The sequence below is a fragment of the Corallococcus sp. Z5C101001 genome (assembly GCF_007352635.1).
GTDB classification, from domain to species: domain Bacteria; phylum Myxococcota; class Myxococcia; order Myxococcales; family Myxococcaceae; genus Corallococcus; species Corallococcus silvisoli.
This window is the reverse complement of record NZ_VKLU01000005.1, coordinates 216,218-230,115: the sequence shown is the minus strand read 5'-3', so window position 1 is coordinate 230,115 and position 13,898 is coordinate 216,218. Positions and strand designations below refer to the sequence as shown.

The following is a 13,898-nucleotide window of genomic DNA, read 5'->3' as shown; positions in this document are numbered from 1 at the left end:
CGTCGGGCCGCCGGGCGGGGGCGCGGCTGCGCCGGTGGGTCCGGGGCCGCAGCGGCAAGCCTCGCCAGCGCAGGCTGCCGGGAGCGCGGCTCCTGGCGGGGCGACGCGCGCCTTCGGTGCCGTCTCCGCGTCGTCGTCCGGTCCGTTCCGGCTCGCGGAGCCGGGTGGGGCCGCGCGCCCGACGGGGGCGGTCCCCGGAGCGCAGTCGGAAGCAGGGGGGGCGACGCGGGCCTTTGGCGCGGTCTCGGGTCCCAGCGGGGCTCCCTCGGGGAGCTTCGATTCGAGCAGCGGCTCCACCCGTTCGTTCGGCGCAGTGTCGGGTCCCCAGGATTCCCAGGGGGCTGAGTCCTCCTCGGTCAGGTCCACCCGTGCGTTCGGTGCCGTGTCGGGACCGTCCTCCTCGGGTTCGTACAGCGCGGTGCCCGCTCCGGCGGAGTCCGTGGATTCGACCCGCGCGTTCGGTGCGGTCGAGGGGCCCTCGACGGGCGGCGCGGCGCCCATGGCATCGACGCGGGCGTTTGGCGCGGTGTCCGGCCCCGCGGAGCCTCCCGCGTCCCGCGCGGCCCCCCGGTCCTTCGAGAACATCTCACCGGCGGGCGACCCGCAGGATCCGCCCTGGTCCGGTGCCGCGAGCCAGCGCTCCAAGCTCGCTCCGGAAGGTCATCACGACGCGCCGTGGGCGATGTCAGGGCCGACCGTCAGCGTCTCCCTGCCTGACGACGCGCCCTTCGCGCGCGCGGAGCCCCTGAAGTCCTCCGCGACCTCCTCCGGAGACTCCCTGCTCGGGGGCGGCCTGGACCGGGCGCTTCCTCCGCGCAATTCCCCCCGTGAGCCGCCACCGGAGCTGCTCGGGGCCGCGCGCTCCGAACCCGCGCTCATCGAGTACAGCTCCGGGTCGTCTCCCCTGCTTCCCCGGGTGCTCCTCGTCCTCGCGGTGCTCGCCGGCATCGCGCTGGCCGGGTACCTGGCGTATCCCGCCTTCCGCGACCGCAACGCCGCCATGCCCGCGGAGGCCGTGGAGCAGAAGGACCGGGCCGTGGTGCTCCTGCGCCGCGATGATCCTTCGTCGCGCGAACAGGCCATCCAGACCCTCCAGACCCTGGTCACCGCCCATCCGAAATACGCCGAGGTCCAGGCCGAGCTCGCCGTGGCCCTCACCCTCCAGTTGGGCGACCAGTACGCCGAGTTCGACCAGCTGCGCATCCGGCTGGAGAAGCTCAAGCGGGAGCTCGATGCGGTCACCGCGTCGAAGACTCCAGTGGACTGGGTGAACCGCGCGAACGCGCTGCGGGATGACGTTCGCGTCGTCGAGCGCGACATGCAGCCGCTGCGCGACGACATCGTCACGCGGCGCAAGGAGCTCGACACGCTGATGGAGTCCGTGCGCGCCGCGCCGGAGGTGGAGCCCGCCGCCACCGTGGCCGCGCGGCTCAAGGCCCACGCGCTCTTCGCCGCGGTGACGGGGGCCCCCAATGCGCTGGCCCTCGCGGAGCGCCTGCGCCAGACGGAGCTCGCACCGGCGTGGAGCGTGCTCGCCCGCGCTGAGTTCGCCCTCAGCTCCGGCTCGCCCGCCGCGACCCTCAAGGCCGTGTCCGAGGAGCTGGACGCGCTGCGCTCGCAGGACCGCACCCTCATGCGCACCTACGTGCTGGGCGCGCGGCTGGCCCTTCGTCAGGGTGATGCCGACACGGCCCGGAAGCTGCTCGACGAGACCCTGGCGTTCAACGGCAAGCACGAGCTGGCCCGGCGCATGCTCGCCGAGGTTCCCGCGTCCGAATCCGAGCCCTGAAGCGCTGACCGGCTCCGCTCCCAGCGACCCTGGAGAAACTCCAGTCCTCCGCCAGCGCTCGTTGGCCCTCTCGCCCTGAAGCCCCTCTGGAAGCCAAGGCACGCGCCTTGCTTTGTCCCTGGGTGTCGAGGACTCGGGGTTCGGAGGGTGGGTCGATGGCGGAGGTCTTCTTCTGGTGCGCGTCGCTGGCGCTCGTGCACACATATTTTCTCTATCCCTTGAGCCTGTTCGCCCTGGATGGAGTGGCCCAAGCCCTTCAGGGCAAGCGGAGGCCGCGCGCGGGGGCGGCCACCCTGGCAGGGGGCACGGCCGGAGCGCCGCCGTCGGTCAGCCTGGTGGTGGCCGCCTACAACGAGGCGAGCTGCATCGAGCAGAAGCTGCGGAACAGCCTGGCGCTGGAGTACCCGGCGGACCGCTTCGAAGTGCTCATCGGTTCGGACGGCTCCACGGATGGCACGGACGGGCTCGTGCAGCAGTGCCCGGATTCGCGCGTGCGCTTGTCTCCGGCGCCCCGCGCCGGCAAGACGACGGTGCTCAACCGCTGCATCCCGTCGGCTCGCGGCGACATCGTGCTCCTGTCGGATGCGAACACGATGATCGACGCGGACGCCGTGTGGAAGCTGGTGCGCCACTTCGAGGACCCGGAGGTGGGAGCCGTCTGCGGCAAGCTGCGCCTCTACAACCCCACGAAGCAGGACTACGAGGAGAGCGCCTACTGGAGCTACGAGTCCCTCATCAAGATGTACGAGGGCCGGCGCGGCGCGGTGGTGGGGGCCAACGGCGGGCTCTATGCCATCCGGCGCTCGCTCTTCACCCAGCTGCCTCCGTCCACCATCGTGGATGACTTCGTGATTCCGCTGCGCATCCTGGAGAGCGGCTACAAGGTCATGTACGAGGAGGCGGCCGTCGCCCACGAGGAGACGACGGAGGACTACGGCAAGGAGTTCGGCCGGCGCGCTCGCATCGCGGCGGGCAACTTCCAGAGCCTGCGCCTCGTGCCCGGGCTGCTCCTGCCCACGGCGGGCTTCCCCGCGTTCGCGTTCTGGTCGCACAAGCTGCTGCGCTGGTGCGCGCCCGCGCTGATGGTGGCGGCGTTCGTGGCCAACCTGTTCCTGCTCGACAGGACCTTCTACTGGGTGACGTTCGCGGGACAGACGTTCTTCTACGCCCTCGCGTACCTGGGCAGGTCGGGTGTCTTCAAGCGCGGCGCGGCGAAGAAGGCGGCCTCCGTGGCCTACTACTTCGTGACCATGAACATGGCGATCGCCGTGGGGTTCTGGCGCTTCCTGCGCAACTCGCAGCGCGCCGCGTGGGACCGCACGGCCCGCGTGCCGACCTCCACCTGACCTTCGCGGGCGCCGGTCGCCGTCGGGTGACCGCGAGCTACCGGGCCGCGACGGCCATGGGCTTCGCGGACCCCGGCGGCAGCACGCTGCCGAACGCGGCGAAGAGCTGGCCGGTGAGCACGTTCGGCTGGCCGGGGCCGGGGCTTCGCAGGATGTCGTTGAGCACTTCGCCCGTCTTCGGGTCGCGGGGCAGATGGGGGCGCGCCAGGTTCATCCGGTAGCGCACCACGCCGCGCTTCACCCGGTGGATGACGGTGACGGTGCCGTCCGAGTCCACACCGTCCACCAGCCCCACGTGGGTGAGGCCGTCGTTGCGGCGCCCGTCGCGGTTCTGATCATACGTCTCGCGGAAGAACACCAGGTCGCCGGGCACCGGGCGCCCGTCCGTGTAGACGCGGCCGTTGGCGCGGGCGTAGCGGTAGAGCGCGGTGACCCCGTTGTCTCCGGGCTTCAGCGTGCCCCGGAAGGTCAGCCCCGCCTGGGCGTAGGTGGCCTCGATGAGCGCCGTGCAGTCCGCGGGATAGCGCCGGCCATTCACCTGCACCGTGGATTGGCCCACCAGCGCGCGCGCCGTGGCCAGCACGCGCTCGCGCGGATTGGCTTCGGGGGCGGGGCTCGCCGTCGTCTGCTTCACGGGCGTGACGGGGAGCCGCGCCTTCGCCGGGGCCGTGGGGGCCTTCGCCACCGCCGGGCTCTTGCTCGCGGGGGCCTTCGGCGGGCGCCCGGCGGCCGGGCGCGGGCTCTCGCGGGACGCCACCTCCGAGGACAGGGCGGCGCGCGGGAAGGCCGGCGGGGAAGCGGAGCGGTAGCGCACCGGATCCGATGCCACCCAGGCCCCCGTGGGGGAGCCGGTCGCACAGCCCGTCGTCATCGCCAGCATCGCCATCCACGCGCCCAGCTTCATGGCCACCTCTTCCTGTAGCGTCCTGGGGCACAGGCTCCCCCCGTCCGGCGGTGTAGGCAAGAAAACCACCCAGGCAACCGGGCGGGGCGGCTCGGGTTTTCGACAGGGGGCGGGTGGGGTATTGCTGGAGGGGAATGCCCACCTTCCGCCGCGCCCTCGCCCTCGTGCTCCTGGCCACTGGTTGCTCGCACACGTCCTTCGAGCGCGCCAGCGAGCAGGACACCGTGCAGGCCTATCAGACCTTCCTTCGCGAGCACCCGGATGATCCCGAGGCCACGACGGCGCAGGGGCGCATCGAGGGGCTGGAGTTCGACGAGGCGAAGCGGCTGCACTCGGTCATCGCCTACAAGCGCTTCCTGGAGACGTATCCGGACGCGCCGCAGCGGCGGGTGGCGCAGTCGCTGCTGGAGGGCCTGCGCTTCAACGCCGCGAAGGCGGCGGACACGGAGTCCGGGTGGCGGCAGTTCCTGGCGGAGCACCCCGACGGCAGCCACAAGGAAGAGGCGCGGACCCGGCTCCAGGGGGTCCAGGAGCGCGACACCCAGACGACCACCGACCTCCAGCGCGTGACGCAGCTCCTGCAGGTCGAGCCCTCCGGCGCGCGCCGCGAGGAGCTGGAGCGCAAGCTGGACGACGAGAGCTACGCCCAGGCCCGCGACGCCGGGAAGCTCTTCGCCTACCTGCGCGACTTCACCGCGGGCGTCCACCGCGAGGAGGTCCGCGTCAAGCTGCTGGAGCTGGAGGTGGAGGGGCTGCTCGTCTCCGGGCTCGTGGACGAGGCCGAGGCGAAGGTGAAGACCCACCCGCTGGGGCCGAAGCTGACGGGCTTCTCCGCGCGCCTGGCCCGGGCCCGGGCCGAGCAGGGCGCCCTGGCCCGCACCGAGCCGGCCGCCCGTGCGATGCAGGCGGGCCACTACCTGCGCGACCTGGAGGACCTGAAGCGCGCCCTCGTCGCGCCGGATCCGCTGGACCGCTGGCAGGCGGCGGAGGAGCTGGGCCAGCACGTGTCGGTGCGCGCGGTGGATCCGCTGCTGGAGGCCCTGCGCACGGCGCGCAATCCGTTGATCCGCCAGAACGCGCTCGAGGCCCTTCGCTCGGTGCTCTCCGCGCTGCCCGCCCCGGTGGCGGCCTACGAGGTCGCCGTCCGGCTGGAGTCCCTGCGCGAGCGCGCCACCAGCTCGGAGCTGTACCTGACGGTCGCGGTGCTCCTGGACCTGAGCGGCCAGGTGGAGCAGGCCGCCAGCCAGTACCAGCGCGTCTATGAGGCGGGCGGCACGGATCCGCTGATCCTCTGGCGCTGGGTGCAGCTGCGCGAACAGCGCCGCCAGGCCTTCTCCGCCGCGGTGGCCGCCCGTCAGCTGGCGGTGTGGGCCCAGACGACCGCGCGCGAGGAGGCGGTGTCCGAGGAGGGCGGGGTGCCCCTGGCGGCGGCCCGCCAGCTTTGCGCCGCGGTGGTGGACGCGCGCTTCGCCGCCCAGGCCATCACCCGCGCCCGAGGGATGAAGACGGAGTTCCCGGAGGACCTGGCCACCTTCGAGCGCGCCGCCCAGGACGCGGTGCGCCTCTCCGAGGCGAAGCTCGCGGACGCGGAGCTGCTCCTGCGCCAGCAGCACCCCGGCGTCCGGACCTGCGCGGATCAACAGGTGGCCGAGCGCCTGTCGCAGGGAGTGAAGGAGCGCACCCAGGCGCTCCAGCAGGCGTCGAGCGCGAAGCTGCCGAAGCCGGTGGGCACGCTCTTGATGGAGCTGGCACGCGAGCGCGATCCCTCCCCGGAGGTCCGGGCCGTGGCGGCCTCCCGGTTGGCCGGATCCACCCCTCCCTGAGACGGACTGGCGCACCCGGTCGCGGCGGTTAGAGTCCCGCCCCCCATGGCCGCGCCCTCTCCGCTGAACCTCGCCGTCCCCGCCGGAGCGCCCGCACGCCGTCTGGACCTGGAGGGCGCGCTCAACGACGCGCAGCGCGCGGCGGTGGAGGCGGGGGAGGGGCCGGTGCTCGTCATCGCCGGGGCGGGCTCCGGCAAGACGCGCACGCTCACGTACCGCGTGGCGCGCATGCTGGAGCGGGGCGTCCCGCCCGCGGCGCTGCTGCTGCTCACCTTCACCAACAAGGCCGCGAGGGAGATGCTCCGCCGCGTGGAGGAGCTGGCGGGCGGCTTCGCGGACGTGGGCCGCCTGATGGGCGGCACCTTCCACCACGCGGCGCACGTGCTGCTGCGCCAGCACGCGGGCGCGCTGGGGTTCTCCACCGGCTTCACGGTGTTGGATCGCGAGGACGCGCGCGACCTGATGGCCACGTGCCTCGCCGAGCGCAAGCTGCGCAGCGACAAGCGCTTCCCGCGTCCGGACGCGCTCCTGGACCTGGTGTCGCTCGCCACCAACCTTCAGCAGCCGGTGTCGGAGGTGCTGGTGGAGCGGCGGCGGCACCTGCTCCCGGTCGCCCCCGAGGTGTTCGCCACCGCGCGCCGCTTCCAGCAGCGCAAGGCGCAGCTGCACCTGATGGACTACGACGACCTGCTCGCGCACCTGAAGCGCCTGCTGGAGGAGCATCCGTCCGTCCGCGCGGAGCTCACGGCGCGCTTCCAGGGCGTGCTGGTGGACGAGTACCAGGACACCAACCGCCTCCAGGGCGACCTCGTGGACCTGCTCGCGGGCGAGCGCAAGAACGTCACCGTCGTGGGCGACGACTGCCAGTCCATCTACAGCTTCCGGGGCGCGGCGTTCACCAACATCATCGACTTCCCCCAGCGCTACCCCGGCTGCGGCATCTACCCCCTCACGCGCAACTACCGCTCCACGCCGCAGGTGCTGCGGCTGGCCAACGCGGTCATCGCGCGCAACACCCGGCAGTTCCCCAAGGCGCTCCAGTCCGACGGCCCGCCGGGCCCCGTGCCCCAGGTGGTCCCCACCCGCGACGTGAAGGCCCAGGCTGGCTTCGTCACCGGGCGCGTCCTCGCGCTGCGCGCGGAGGGCCACCGGCTGGAGTCCATGGCGGTGCTCTACCGCGCCCACCTGCACTCGCTGGAGCTCCAGCTGGAGCTGGCCCGTCACGGCCTGCCGTTCCGCGTGCGCTCCGGGGTGCGCTTCTTCGAACAGACGCACGTGAAGGACGCGCTCGCGCACCTGCGCTGGGCGCACAACCGCGCGGACGAGCTGGCCTTCAAGCGGCTCGCGCGGCGGCTTCGCGGCGTGGGCTCGGCCAGCACCGAGCACCTGTGGACCGCCCTGGCCGCGCTGCCCCCGGAGCTGCCCGTGGCGGACGCGCTGGCGCACGCGGACGTACAGGCGCACGTGCCGCGCAAGGCCCAGGCGGGGTTCCAGCGCTTCCAGTCGCTGATGTCCTCGCTGTCGGCCGGGGGCCCCCGTGGACCGGGCGCGCTGCTCGCGGAGGTGCTGGCGGCGCGCGAGGTTCCGGCCGGCCCGGACGTGGTGGAGACCCACGCGGAGGACCTGCGCCAGCTCCAGGAGTTCGCCGGGCGCTTCGAGGACGTGCCCCGCTTCCTGTCCGACATCGCCCTGGTCTCCGAGTTCTCCGCCCGGGCGGCCCTGGACGGAGGCGGGGAGGGGGGGGCGCCCGACGACGTGCTCACCCTGACCACGGTCCACCAGGCCAAGGGCCTGGAGTGGCGGACCGTCTTCGTCCTGGGGCTCACCGACGGCCGCTTCCCCCTCTCTCGCGTCACGCTCGCGCCCGAGGAAGAGGAGGAGGAGCGCCGCCTCTTCTACGTCGCCGTCACCCGGGCCCGGGAAGCGCTCTGGCTCGTCTACCCCCACACCTCGCTGCCCCGGGAGGACGGGCGGCTGCTCCTCACGCCCTCGCGCTTCCTGTCCGAGCTGCCCTCGGGGCCTGACGCGGTGTGCGAGGCGCTTCCGCCCCCGGAGCCAGACGGGCCGATCCGCGTCCGCGAGCTGGGGCCGGATCCGGACCCGGAGCCGTGAGCGGAACGGCCAGGAGCCAGGGCCCTTGGCGTGCCGGCCGGTTGAAACTACAGCCAGGGAGGAAGCGTCCGCCTAGAAACGCGCACGCGACGGCATGACGTGCTAGAGAGTGAGAACGGGCGCGGCCTCCCCCTGAGCAGCGCACGTTGACCTTCATGGCGGACAGACCTCGCATCGTCGGGATTGACCTGGGCACCACCAACACCTTGGTGGCGTCCGTGCGCAACCGCATCCCGAAGATCGTCCCCACGGACCGAGGCAACCTCATCCTGCCCTCCGTGGTGGCGTTGTCGGCCAAGGACGACCTGCTGGTCGGCGGCGTCGCCAAGGACCAGATGGTGACCAACCCCAAGAATACGCTCTGGGGCACCAAGCGGCTCATCGGCCGCAAGTACCATTCGAAGGCGGTGGAGGACCTCAAGGGGTACTTCCCCTACGACATCGTGGAGGACCCCAACGGGGACGCCGCGGTGACGATGGGCGGCAAGCTCTACACGCTGCCGCAGGTCTCCAGCTTCGTGCTGTCGCAGCTGAAGACGATCGCCGAGCAGTTCCTGGGCGGCCCCATCGACGCGGCCGTCATCTCCGTCCCGGCCTACTACAACGACAACCAGCGCAACGCGGTGAAGGAGGCCGGGCGCCTGGCCGGCTTCGACGTCAAGCGCATCGTCAACGAGCCCACCGCCGCGGCGCTCGCGTACGGCTTCAACCGGGGCCTGGATCAGAAGGTCCTCGTCTATGACCTGGGCGGCGGCACCTTCGACGTCAGCGTGCTGCACCTGGCCGGCAATGTCTTCGAGGTGCTGGCCACCGGCGGCGACTCGTTCCTGGGGGGCGCGGACTTCGACAACCGCATCATGGAGTACGTGCTGGAGCGCTTCCGCGACGAGACCAAGGTCGACCTCGCGGACCACCCCATCGCCCTGCAGCGCATCAAGAACGCCGCAGAGGCGGCGAAGATCGACCTGACGCTCATCCCGAACGTCGTCATCGACCTGCCCTACATCGAAGAGCGCAAGGGCAAGCCGCTGGACCTGCGCATCCCGCTCACCCGCGACTATCTCAACAACCTCACGGGCGACCTGGTGGACCGCACCTTCGACATCTGCGACCGCGTGCTCGCGGAGAAGGGCATCTCCCGCTCGGAGATCGACGAGATCATCCTGGTGGGCGGCCAGAGCCGCATGCCGCTGGTGCAGCAGAAGATCCAGGCCCACTTCGGCAAGGCGCCGCGCAAGGGCGTGCACCCGGACGAGTGCGTGGCCCTGGGCGCGGCGCTCCTGGGCGACTCGCTGGGCAGCATCGACGCGGTGACGCTGCTGGACGCGCTGTCCATGCCCATTGGCTACGCGATGCCCAACGGCCGCGTGAAGCGCATCATCGAGAAGAACTCGCTCATCCCGCTGGTGAAGAGCTTCCGCCTGCCGCCGCCCAAGGATCCGGGCTCGCCCTTCATCGAGCTGGACATCTACCAGGGCGACAGCGACCTGATGGTGGACAACGAGTACCTGGGCACGGTGCGCGTGCCGGCCGCGTCCGCGGGCCGGAAGATCGACTTCCGCCTCACCGAGGAGTGTCTCCTCCAGGTGCAGGTGGAGGACGCCAGCGGCATGTCGCGCAAGGTGGATCTGGCCACCCGCGATACGCCGGAGCAGCTGAAGAAGGCACTGCAGGAAGTCGCCTCGCGCAACGCGCAGGCCGCCCCGTCGAGCAGCAGCGCGACGAGCGACGACCGCGGCCTCTTCTCCAGCATCAAGAGCATCTTCCGCAGGGGGTAGGGAGGCGCGATGCCGAAGTTTCCGTCGAAGGAATGGCTGGACGAGGCCGTCCGGCTCACCAACGCAGATCCCGAGTGCGCCATCGCCGGCAAGGGCTGGAAGGGCGACTTCGGGGCCATCATCGAGGCGGAGAAGGGCAAGCTGGACAAGTCCTTCGTCGTCCACGTGGTGCCCGGGGACTGCAACATCCAGCGGGCCCGCGTGCTGTCGGATCCCGACGACCTGGACGAGCTGGAGCCGGTGTACCTGGCCCGCGCGCCCTATTCTGTCTGGAAGCAGCTGCTGCTGGGCACGCTGGATCCGGTGGAGGCGGTGCTCAAGCGCCGCATCTCCATGCGGGGCGACCTGCAGCCGCTCATCGAACGCATGCGCTACAAGGGCATCGCGGACCGCGTCTTCGCCGCGCTGAAGACCGAGTTCCCCGACGGCCCCTGAGCCGGAAGGACACCTCCATGGGCATCCGGGACGACTTGAAGAGGCAGGCGCTGGGGTTCTCCAACAGGGCCATGGAGAAGCTCATGGCCGACGAGAAGCGCGCCCTGGCCGTGGCCGAGGCCATTGGCCGGGTCCAGCGCGGCAAGCAGGCCCTGGACCGGGGCCAGGACGAAGTGATGAAGGCCCTGCACTTCGCGCCCCGGAGCGACTTCAAGGCCGTGGGCAAGCAGCTCGCGGGCCTCAAGCGCCGCCTGCGCGAGCTGGACGAGAAGCTGGCGGAGCTGTCGGAAGAATCCCCCTAGGAATTGCGTTGACACTCGCGCGGGCGGATGGCACTTATCGCCGCGTTCGTTGCGCAGCGGTGGCAGCGGGCAGCACCCAGTCGGGCGCGTAGCTCAGCGGTAGAGCACTGCCTTCACACGGCAGGGGTCGCAGGTTCGAAACCTGCCGCGCCCACTTCAAAGAAAGGCCGTGAGTCCCTCAAGGGCTCACGGCCTTTCTCTTTTCCACCGCCCGACAGTCGCCGTTCCGAGGGCGGAGGGCGCCGTTGGGTGCCGCACGCGCGAGGGGCCGCAGTGTCGGGTTCCGGTGGAATCGCCCTGGGTGGCACGTGTCCGCGATCCACCGGTTGTGGGACCGTCACGGCCGTGCCCAGGACATTGCGCTTCACGTGGGATCAGCAGGGACGGGCGGTCGTGAGTGGCCTGCCGCCCGACGACGTGCTGGCGGACTACCTCGCCTATGAGCTGCGGCCGGATCCGAACCGGGCGCAGGGGATGCTGCGGCTGTTGGTGGCCCTGCGGCAGGGCAAGCGCGAGCGCTGGGACGTCACCGGTGACGCCTGGAGCCTGGAGCTCAACCGCGCGCGGGCCTCCATCCACAGCGAGGACACCATCCCCGGGCGCTCCCAGGACCTGCCCCTGGAGGAGTTCGAGGCCGCCATCCGCTCCTGGCTGGAGTTCATGGAGCTGTCGCGGGTCCATTGATGTGGCCGGGCCCGTGAAAAAAGACCCGAGCCCCCACGCGCTTCGGGGGCCCGGGCCCGGAGCCCCACACCCCATGGGACCCACGTCCTTCACAAACTTTCGGCGACCGGCGCCGCGCGCTCAGGCCTTGGTCGCGGCAGGTGCCTCCGGCGAACCTTCCTTCGGACCCGGCGGCGTGACTTCCGGCGGCGTGTGGCGGGCCTTCACCAGCGAGGCCACGATGCTGGCGCCCAGCACCAGCCCGATGACGCCCAGGGACACCGCGGGCGACAGGTGCACCACGTCCACCAGCGCCATCTTCGCGCCCACGAAGACGAGCACGCCGGACAGGCCCACCTTCAGGTAGGTGAACTTCTCCATCGCCCCGGCCATCAGGAAGAAGAGCGAGCGCAGGCCCAGGATGGCGAAGATGTTCGACGTGAAGACGATGAACGGGTCGCGCGTCACCGCGAAGATGGCCGGGATGGAGTCCAGCGCGAAGAGCACGTCCGACGCCTCCACCAGCATCAGCGCCATCAACAGCGGCGTCGCCAGCTTCCGGCCGTTCTCCACGGTGAGGAAGCGCTGCCCGTCGAAGCGCGGCGTGGAGGGGATGACGCGGCGGGCGGTGCGCATCAGCCAGCCGTCCTCCGGGTGCTCCTCCGCGTTGCGCTGCACGAAGAGCTTCACGCCGGTGAGGATGAGGAACGCGCCGAAGACGTAGATGAGCCAGTGGAAGCGCTCCAGCATCGCCACGCCCGCGAAGATCATCGCGGCGCGCAGCACCAGCGCGCTCAGGATGCCCCAGAAGAGCACCCGGTGCTGGTAGAGCGCCGGGACCTTCATCGCGGAGAAGATGACGACGAAGACGAAGATGTTGTCGACGGAGAGCGACTTCTCGATGAGGTAGCCGGTGAGGAACTCCATGCCCGGCCCGGCGCCATAGCGCCACCACAGGAAGCCGTTGAACGTCAGCGCCAGGCTCACCCACACCGCGCTCCAGGCCCCCGCCTCCTTGAAGCTCACCGCGTGGGCCTTGCGGTGGAAGACACCCAGGTCCAGCGCGAGCATCGCGAAGACAAAGGCGATGAAGCCGCCCCACAAGGCGGGACTGCCGACGGTTTGTATGGAGTCCAAGGTGTTCACCTGGGGGAGGCACGGGGGGCCGCCCCCCTCACGACGGGGAACCAACCCCTCTCAAATAGGAGCGCGCGAAAACTTCGGCAAATAGGGAATCCGGACGCGAAGCTTCGGAAAAACAGAAGCATCCCCCAGGGCAGGTGTGCGGACCACGGGGGGAGGCGGTCGTCCAGGGGCTTCGGACGCAGGGGGAGTGACGGGAAGTGTTCACTCCCCTCAGGGTTTTCAGAGGCCCCGGCTGAGATTGTTTTTCACCGGGCCACTGGGACCCAGCCAGGCGCTCGCTCCTCCCCCGGCCCGTGAGCCCTGGAGGCGTGCGCGGGTGAAGTCGGCCGTCGGCGAAGGCGTCACGGCTGCTGCCCGCCCCGTGGCCCCCGTCCACGGAAACCCCCTCCCTGATGCGGAACCGATTCGTCCTCACGTCCAGCGCCCTGCTGTTGGCGCTCCATACCTTGGGCTGCAGCGCGAGCCCTGACGGTAATCCGACCCCGACCGACGAGGTGAGCACTCCCGCGCCAGCCCCCACGGACCCCACGGCGCCCGTGCCTTCCCCCGTGCCGGACGAGGGCACGACCGAGCCTGTTCCGTCGGAGCCCACGCCGACGCCTACTCCGACGCCCACGCCGACGCCCACCGAGCCCTCAGGGCCGAACCTGGGGGCTCAGGGCGTGGATGCCTTTGGCGTGACGATGCTCTATCCGTCCAAGCCGGACGGCGAGTCCTGGACGCTGGCGGACAACGCGACGGCGGACGCGCGCTTCGTGCCCCAGGACACCATCACCCGCAACGCCGACGGCTCCTGGAAGATGAAGAGCACGAAGGTCCGGATGAGCGCCTACACGTCCACGGGGTACGACCCGAAGCAGATCGCCACCTACGACCGCGACACGCTGGCGAGCCGCGGCTACATGCAGGCGCCGAACGACTGGAAGAACATCGAGATGACCGGCTTCGTGAAGGTCAACGCGGTGGCCGACATCCAGGACAACTTCGCCTGGTACGCGCGCGGTGGGAAGCACAACGACGACCACTCCGGCTGTGAGGGCAGCAGCTACAAGGGCGGTCTGCACTACGACGGCCGCGTGCGCTGGGAGAAGGAGACCTGGCACGTGTCGTATGACCAGACGCCCTACAAGACGGCGACCACTTCGCTGCTGGGCCGCTGGGTGGGCTTCAAGGCGGTGATGCGCAACGTGCCGGACGCGAAGGGCGCGGAGGCGGTGAAGCTGGAGCTGTACCTCAACGACAACGCGGACAAGGTCACGTGGACCAAGGTCTACGACGTGACGGACGCGGGTGACTGGGGCGGGGACGCGCAGCACTGCGGCGGCTCCGTGGGCGCCATGCCGATCACCTGGGGCGGCCCCATCGCCACGTTCCGGTGGGACAGCGCCCAGGACGTGGACTTCAAGTGGCTGAGCGTCCGGGAGATCCAGCCCTAGTCGGGCCGGACGCCGCCGCGCGGAAGTGAAAGGGGAGGGGGGCCTCGGGGGGCCTCCCTCCCTTTTTGTCGTCGGGCCGACGCGGGTTGCGTGGGCTTTCCGACACGAGGCCGGCGCCGGGATGCCGGTGGCGGGAGACGCCCTAGCTTCGCAGCCTAGCTGGC

11 protein-coding genes and 1 tRNA gene are annotated in these 13,898 nt (G+C 71.0%); 10 read left to right on the top strand and 2 right to left on the bottom strand.

The genetic code is table 11. The features are described from left to right. The first annotated feature begins 382 nt into the window (after nt 1-382). Together FOF48_RS37015 and FOF48_RS11430 are read left to right on the top strand one after the other, a co-directional pair. Nucleotides 383-1,789 carry a hypothetical protein gene (locus tag FOF48_RS37015; protein ID WP_235685509.1) on the top strand — a complete coding sequence of 469 codons (1,407 nt, stop codon included), beginning with the start codon at nt 383-385 and terminating at the stop codon, nt 1,787-1,789. Nucleotides 1,790-1,944: 155 nt separating this feature from the next. Further along, nucleotides 1,945-3,135 carry a glycosyltransferase family 2 protein gene (locus FOF48_RS11430; RefSeq protein ID WP_143900838.1) on the top strand — a complete coding sequence of 397 codons (1,191 nt, stop codon included), beginning with the start codon at nt 1,945-1,947 and terminating at the stop codon, nt 3,133-3,135. A 37-nt stretch (nt 3,136-3,172) separates the two neighbouring features. Here FOF48_RS11430 and FOF48_RS11425 read toward each other — a convergent pair whose 3' ends face one another. Then, the gene (locus tag FOF48_RS11425; RefSeq protein WP_143900837.1) at nt 3,173-4,039 is read right to left on the bottom strand and encodes a CHAP domain-containing protein; all 867 of its coding nucleotides are present in this window, start codon (nt 4,037-4,039) and stop codon (nt 3,173-3,175) included. A 134-nt stretch (nt 4,040-4,173) separates the two neighbouring features. Between FOF48_RS11425 and FOF48_RS11420 the strand changes: the two genes are divergently transcribed. The 7 genes from FOF48_RS11420 to FOF48_RS11390 all read left to right on the top strand — a co-directional run bounded on the left by FOF48_RS11420 (nt 4,174) and on the right by FOF48_RS11390 (nt 11,173). Further along, nucleotides 4,174-5,862, top strand: a complete 1,689-nt coding sequence (locus FOF48_RS11420; RefSeq protein WP_143900836.1) for a HEAT repeat domain-containing protein — start codon at nt 4,174-4,176, stop codon at nt 5,860-5,862. 45 nt (nt 5,863-5,907) lie between these two features. Next, complete coding sequence (locus FOF48_RS11415) at nt 5,908-7,974, top strand: ATP-dependent helicase (RefSeq protein ID WP_143900835.1); 2,067 nt, start codon at nt 5,908-5,910, stop codon at nt 7,972-7,974. A 155-nt stretch (nt 7,975-8,129) separates the two neighbouring features. Continuing rightward, entirely contained in the window at nt 8,130-9,752 is a 1,623-nt protein-coding gene (locus tag FOF48_RS11410; protein ID WP_143900834.1) for an Hsp70 family protein, read from the top strand. A 9-nt stretch (nt 9,753-9,761) separates the two neighbouring features. Further along, complete coding sequence (locus FOF48_RS11405; protein WP_143900833.1) at nt 9,762-10,187, top strand: hypothetical protein; 426 nt, start codon at nt 9,762-9,764, stop codon at nt 10,185-10,187. A gap of 17 nt (nt 10,188-10,204) precedes the next feature. Next, nucleotides 10,205-10,489 carry a hypothetical protein gene (locus tag FOF48_RS11400; protein ID WP_143900832.1) on the top strand — a complete coding sequence of 95 codons (285 nt, stop codon included), beginning with the start codon at nt 10,205-10,207 and terminating at the stop codon, nt 10,487-10,489. Between the two features lie 82 nt (nt 10,490-10,571). Beyond that, nucleotides 10,572-10,643, top strand: a tRNA-Val gene (locus tag FOF48_RS11395). Between the two features lie 239 nt (nt 10,644-10,882). Continuing rightward, nucleotides 10,883-11,173, top strand: coding sequence for a hypothetical protein (locus tag FOF48_RS11390; RefSeq protein ID WP_186001870.1), 291 nt, complete (start codon nt 10,883-10,885; stop codon nt 11,171-11,173). 120 nt (nt 11,174-11,293) lie between these two features. On the opposite strand, the gene FOF48_RS11385 is transcribed toward FOF48_RS11390, so the two are convergent. Next, nucleotides 11,294-12,223: a TerC family protein gene (locus tag FOF48_RS11385; protein ID WP_370456583.1), complete on the bottom strand. Its 930-nt coding sequence runs from the start codon at nt 12,221-12,223 to the stop codon at nt 11,294-11,296. A gap of 467 nt (nt 12,224-12,690) precedes the next feature. Here FOF48_RS11385 and FOF48_RS11380 point away from each other — a divergent pair, with 467 nt between their 5' ends. Next, a complete protein-coding gene (locus tag FOF48_RS11380; RefSeq protein WP_143900830.1) occupies nt 12,691-13,734 on the top strand; it encodes a carbohydrate-binding protein in 1,044 nt (347 codons plus the stop codon). Nucleotides 13,735-13,898: the final 164 nt, after the last annotated feature.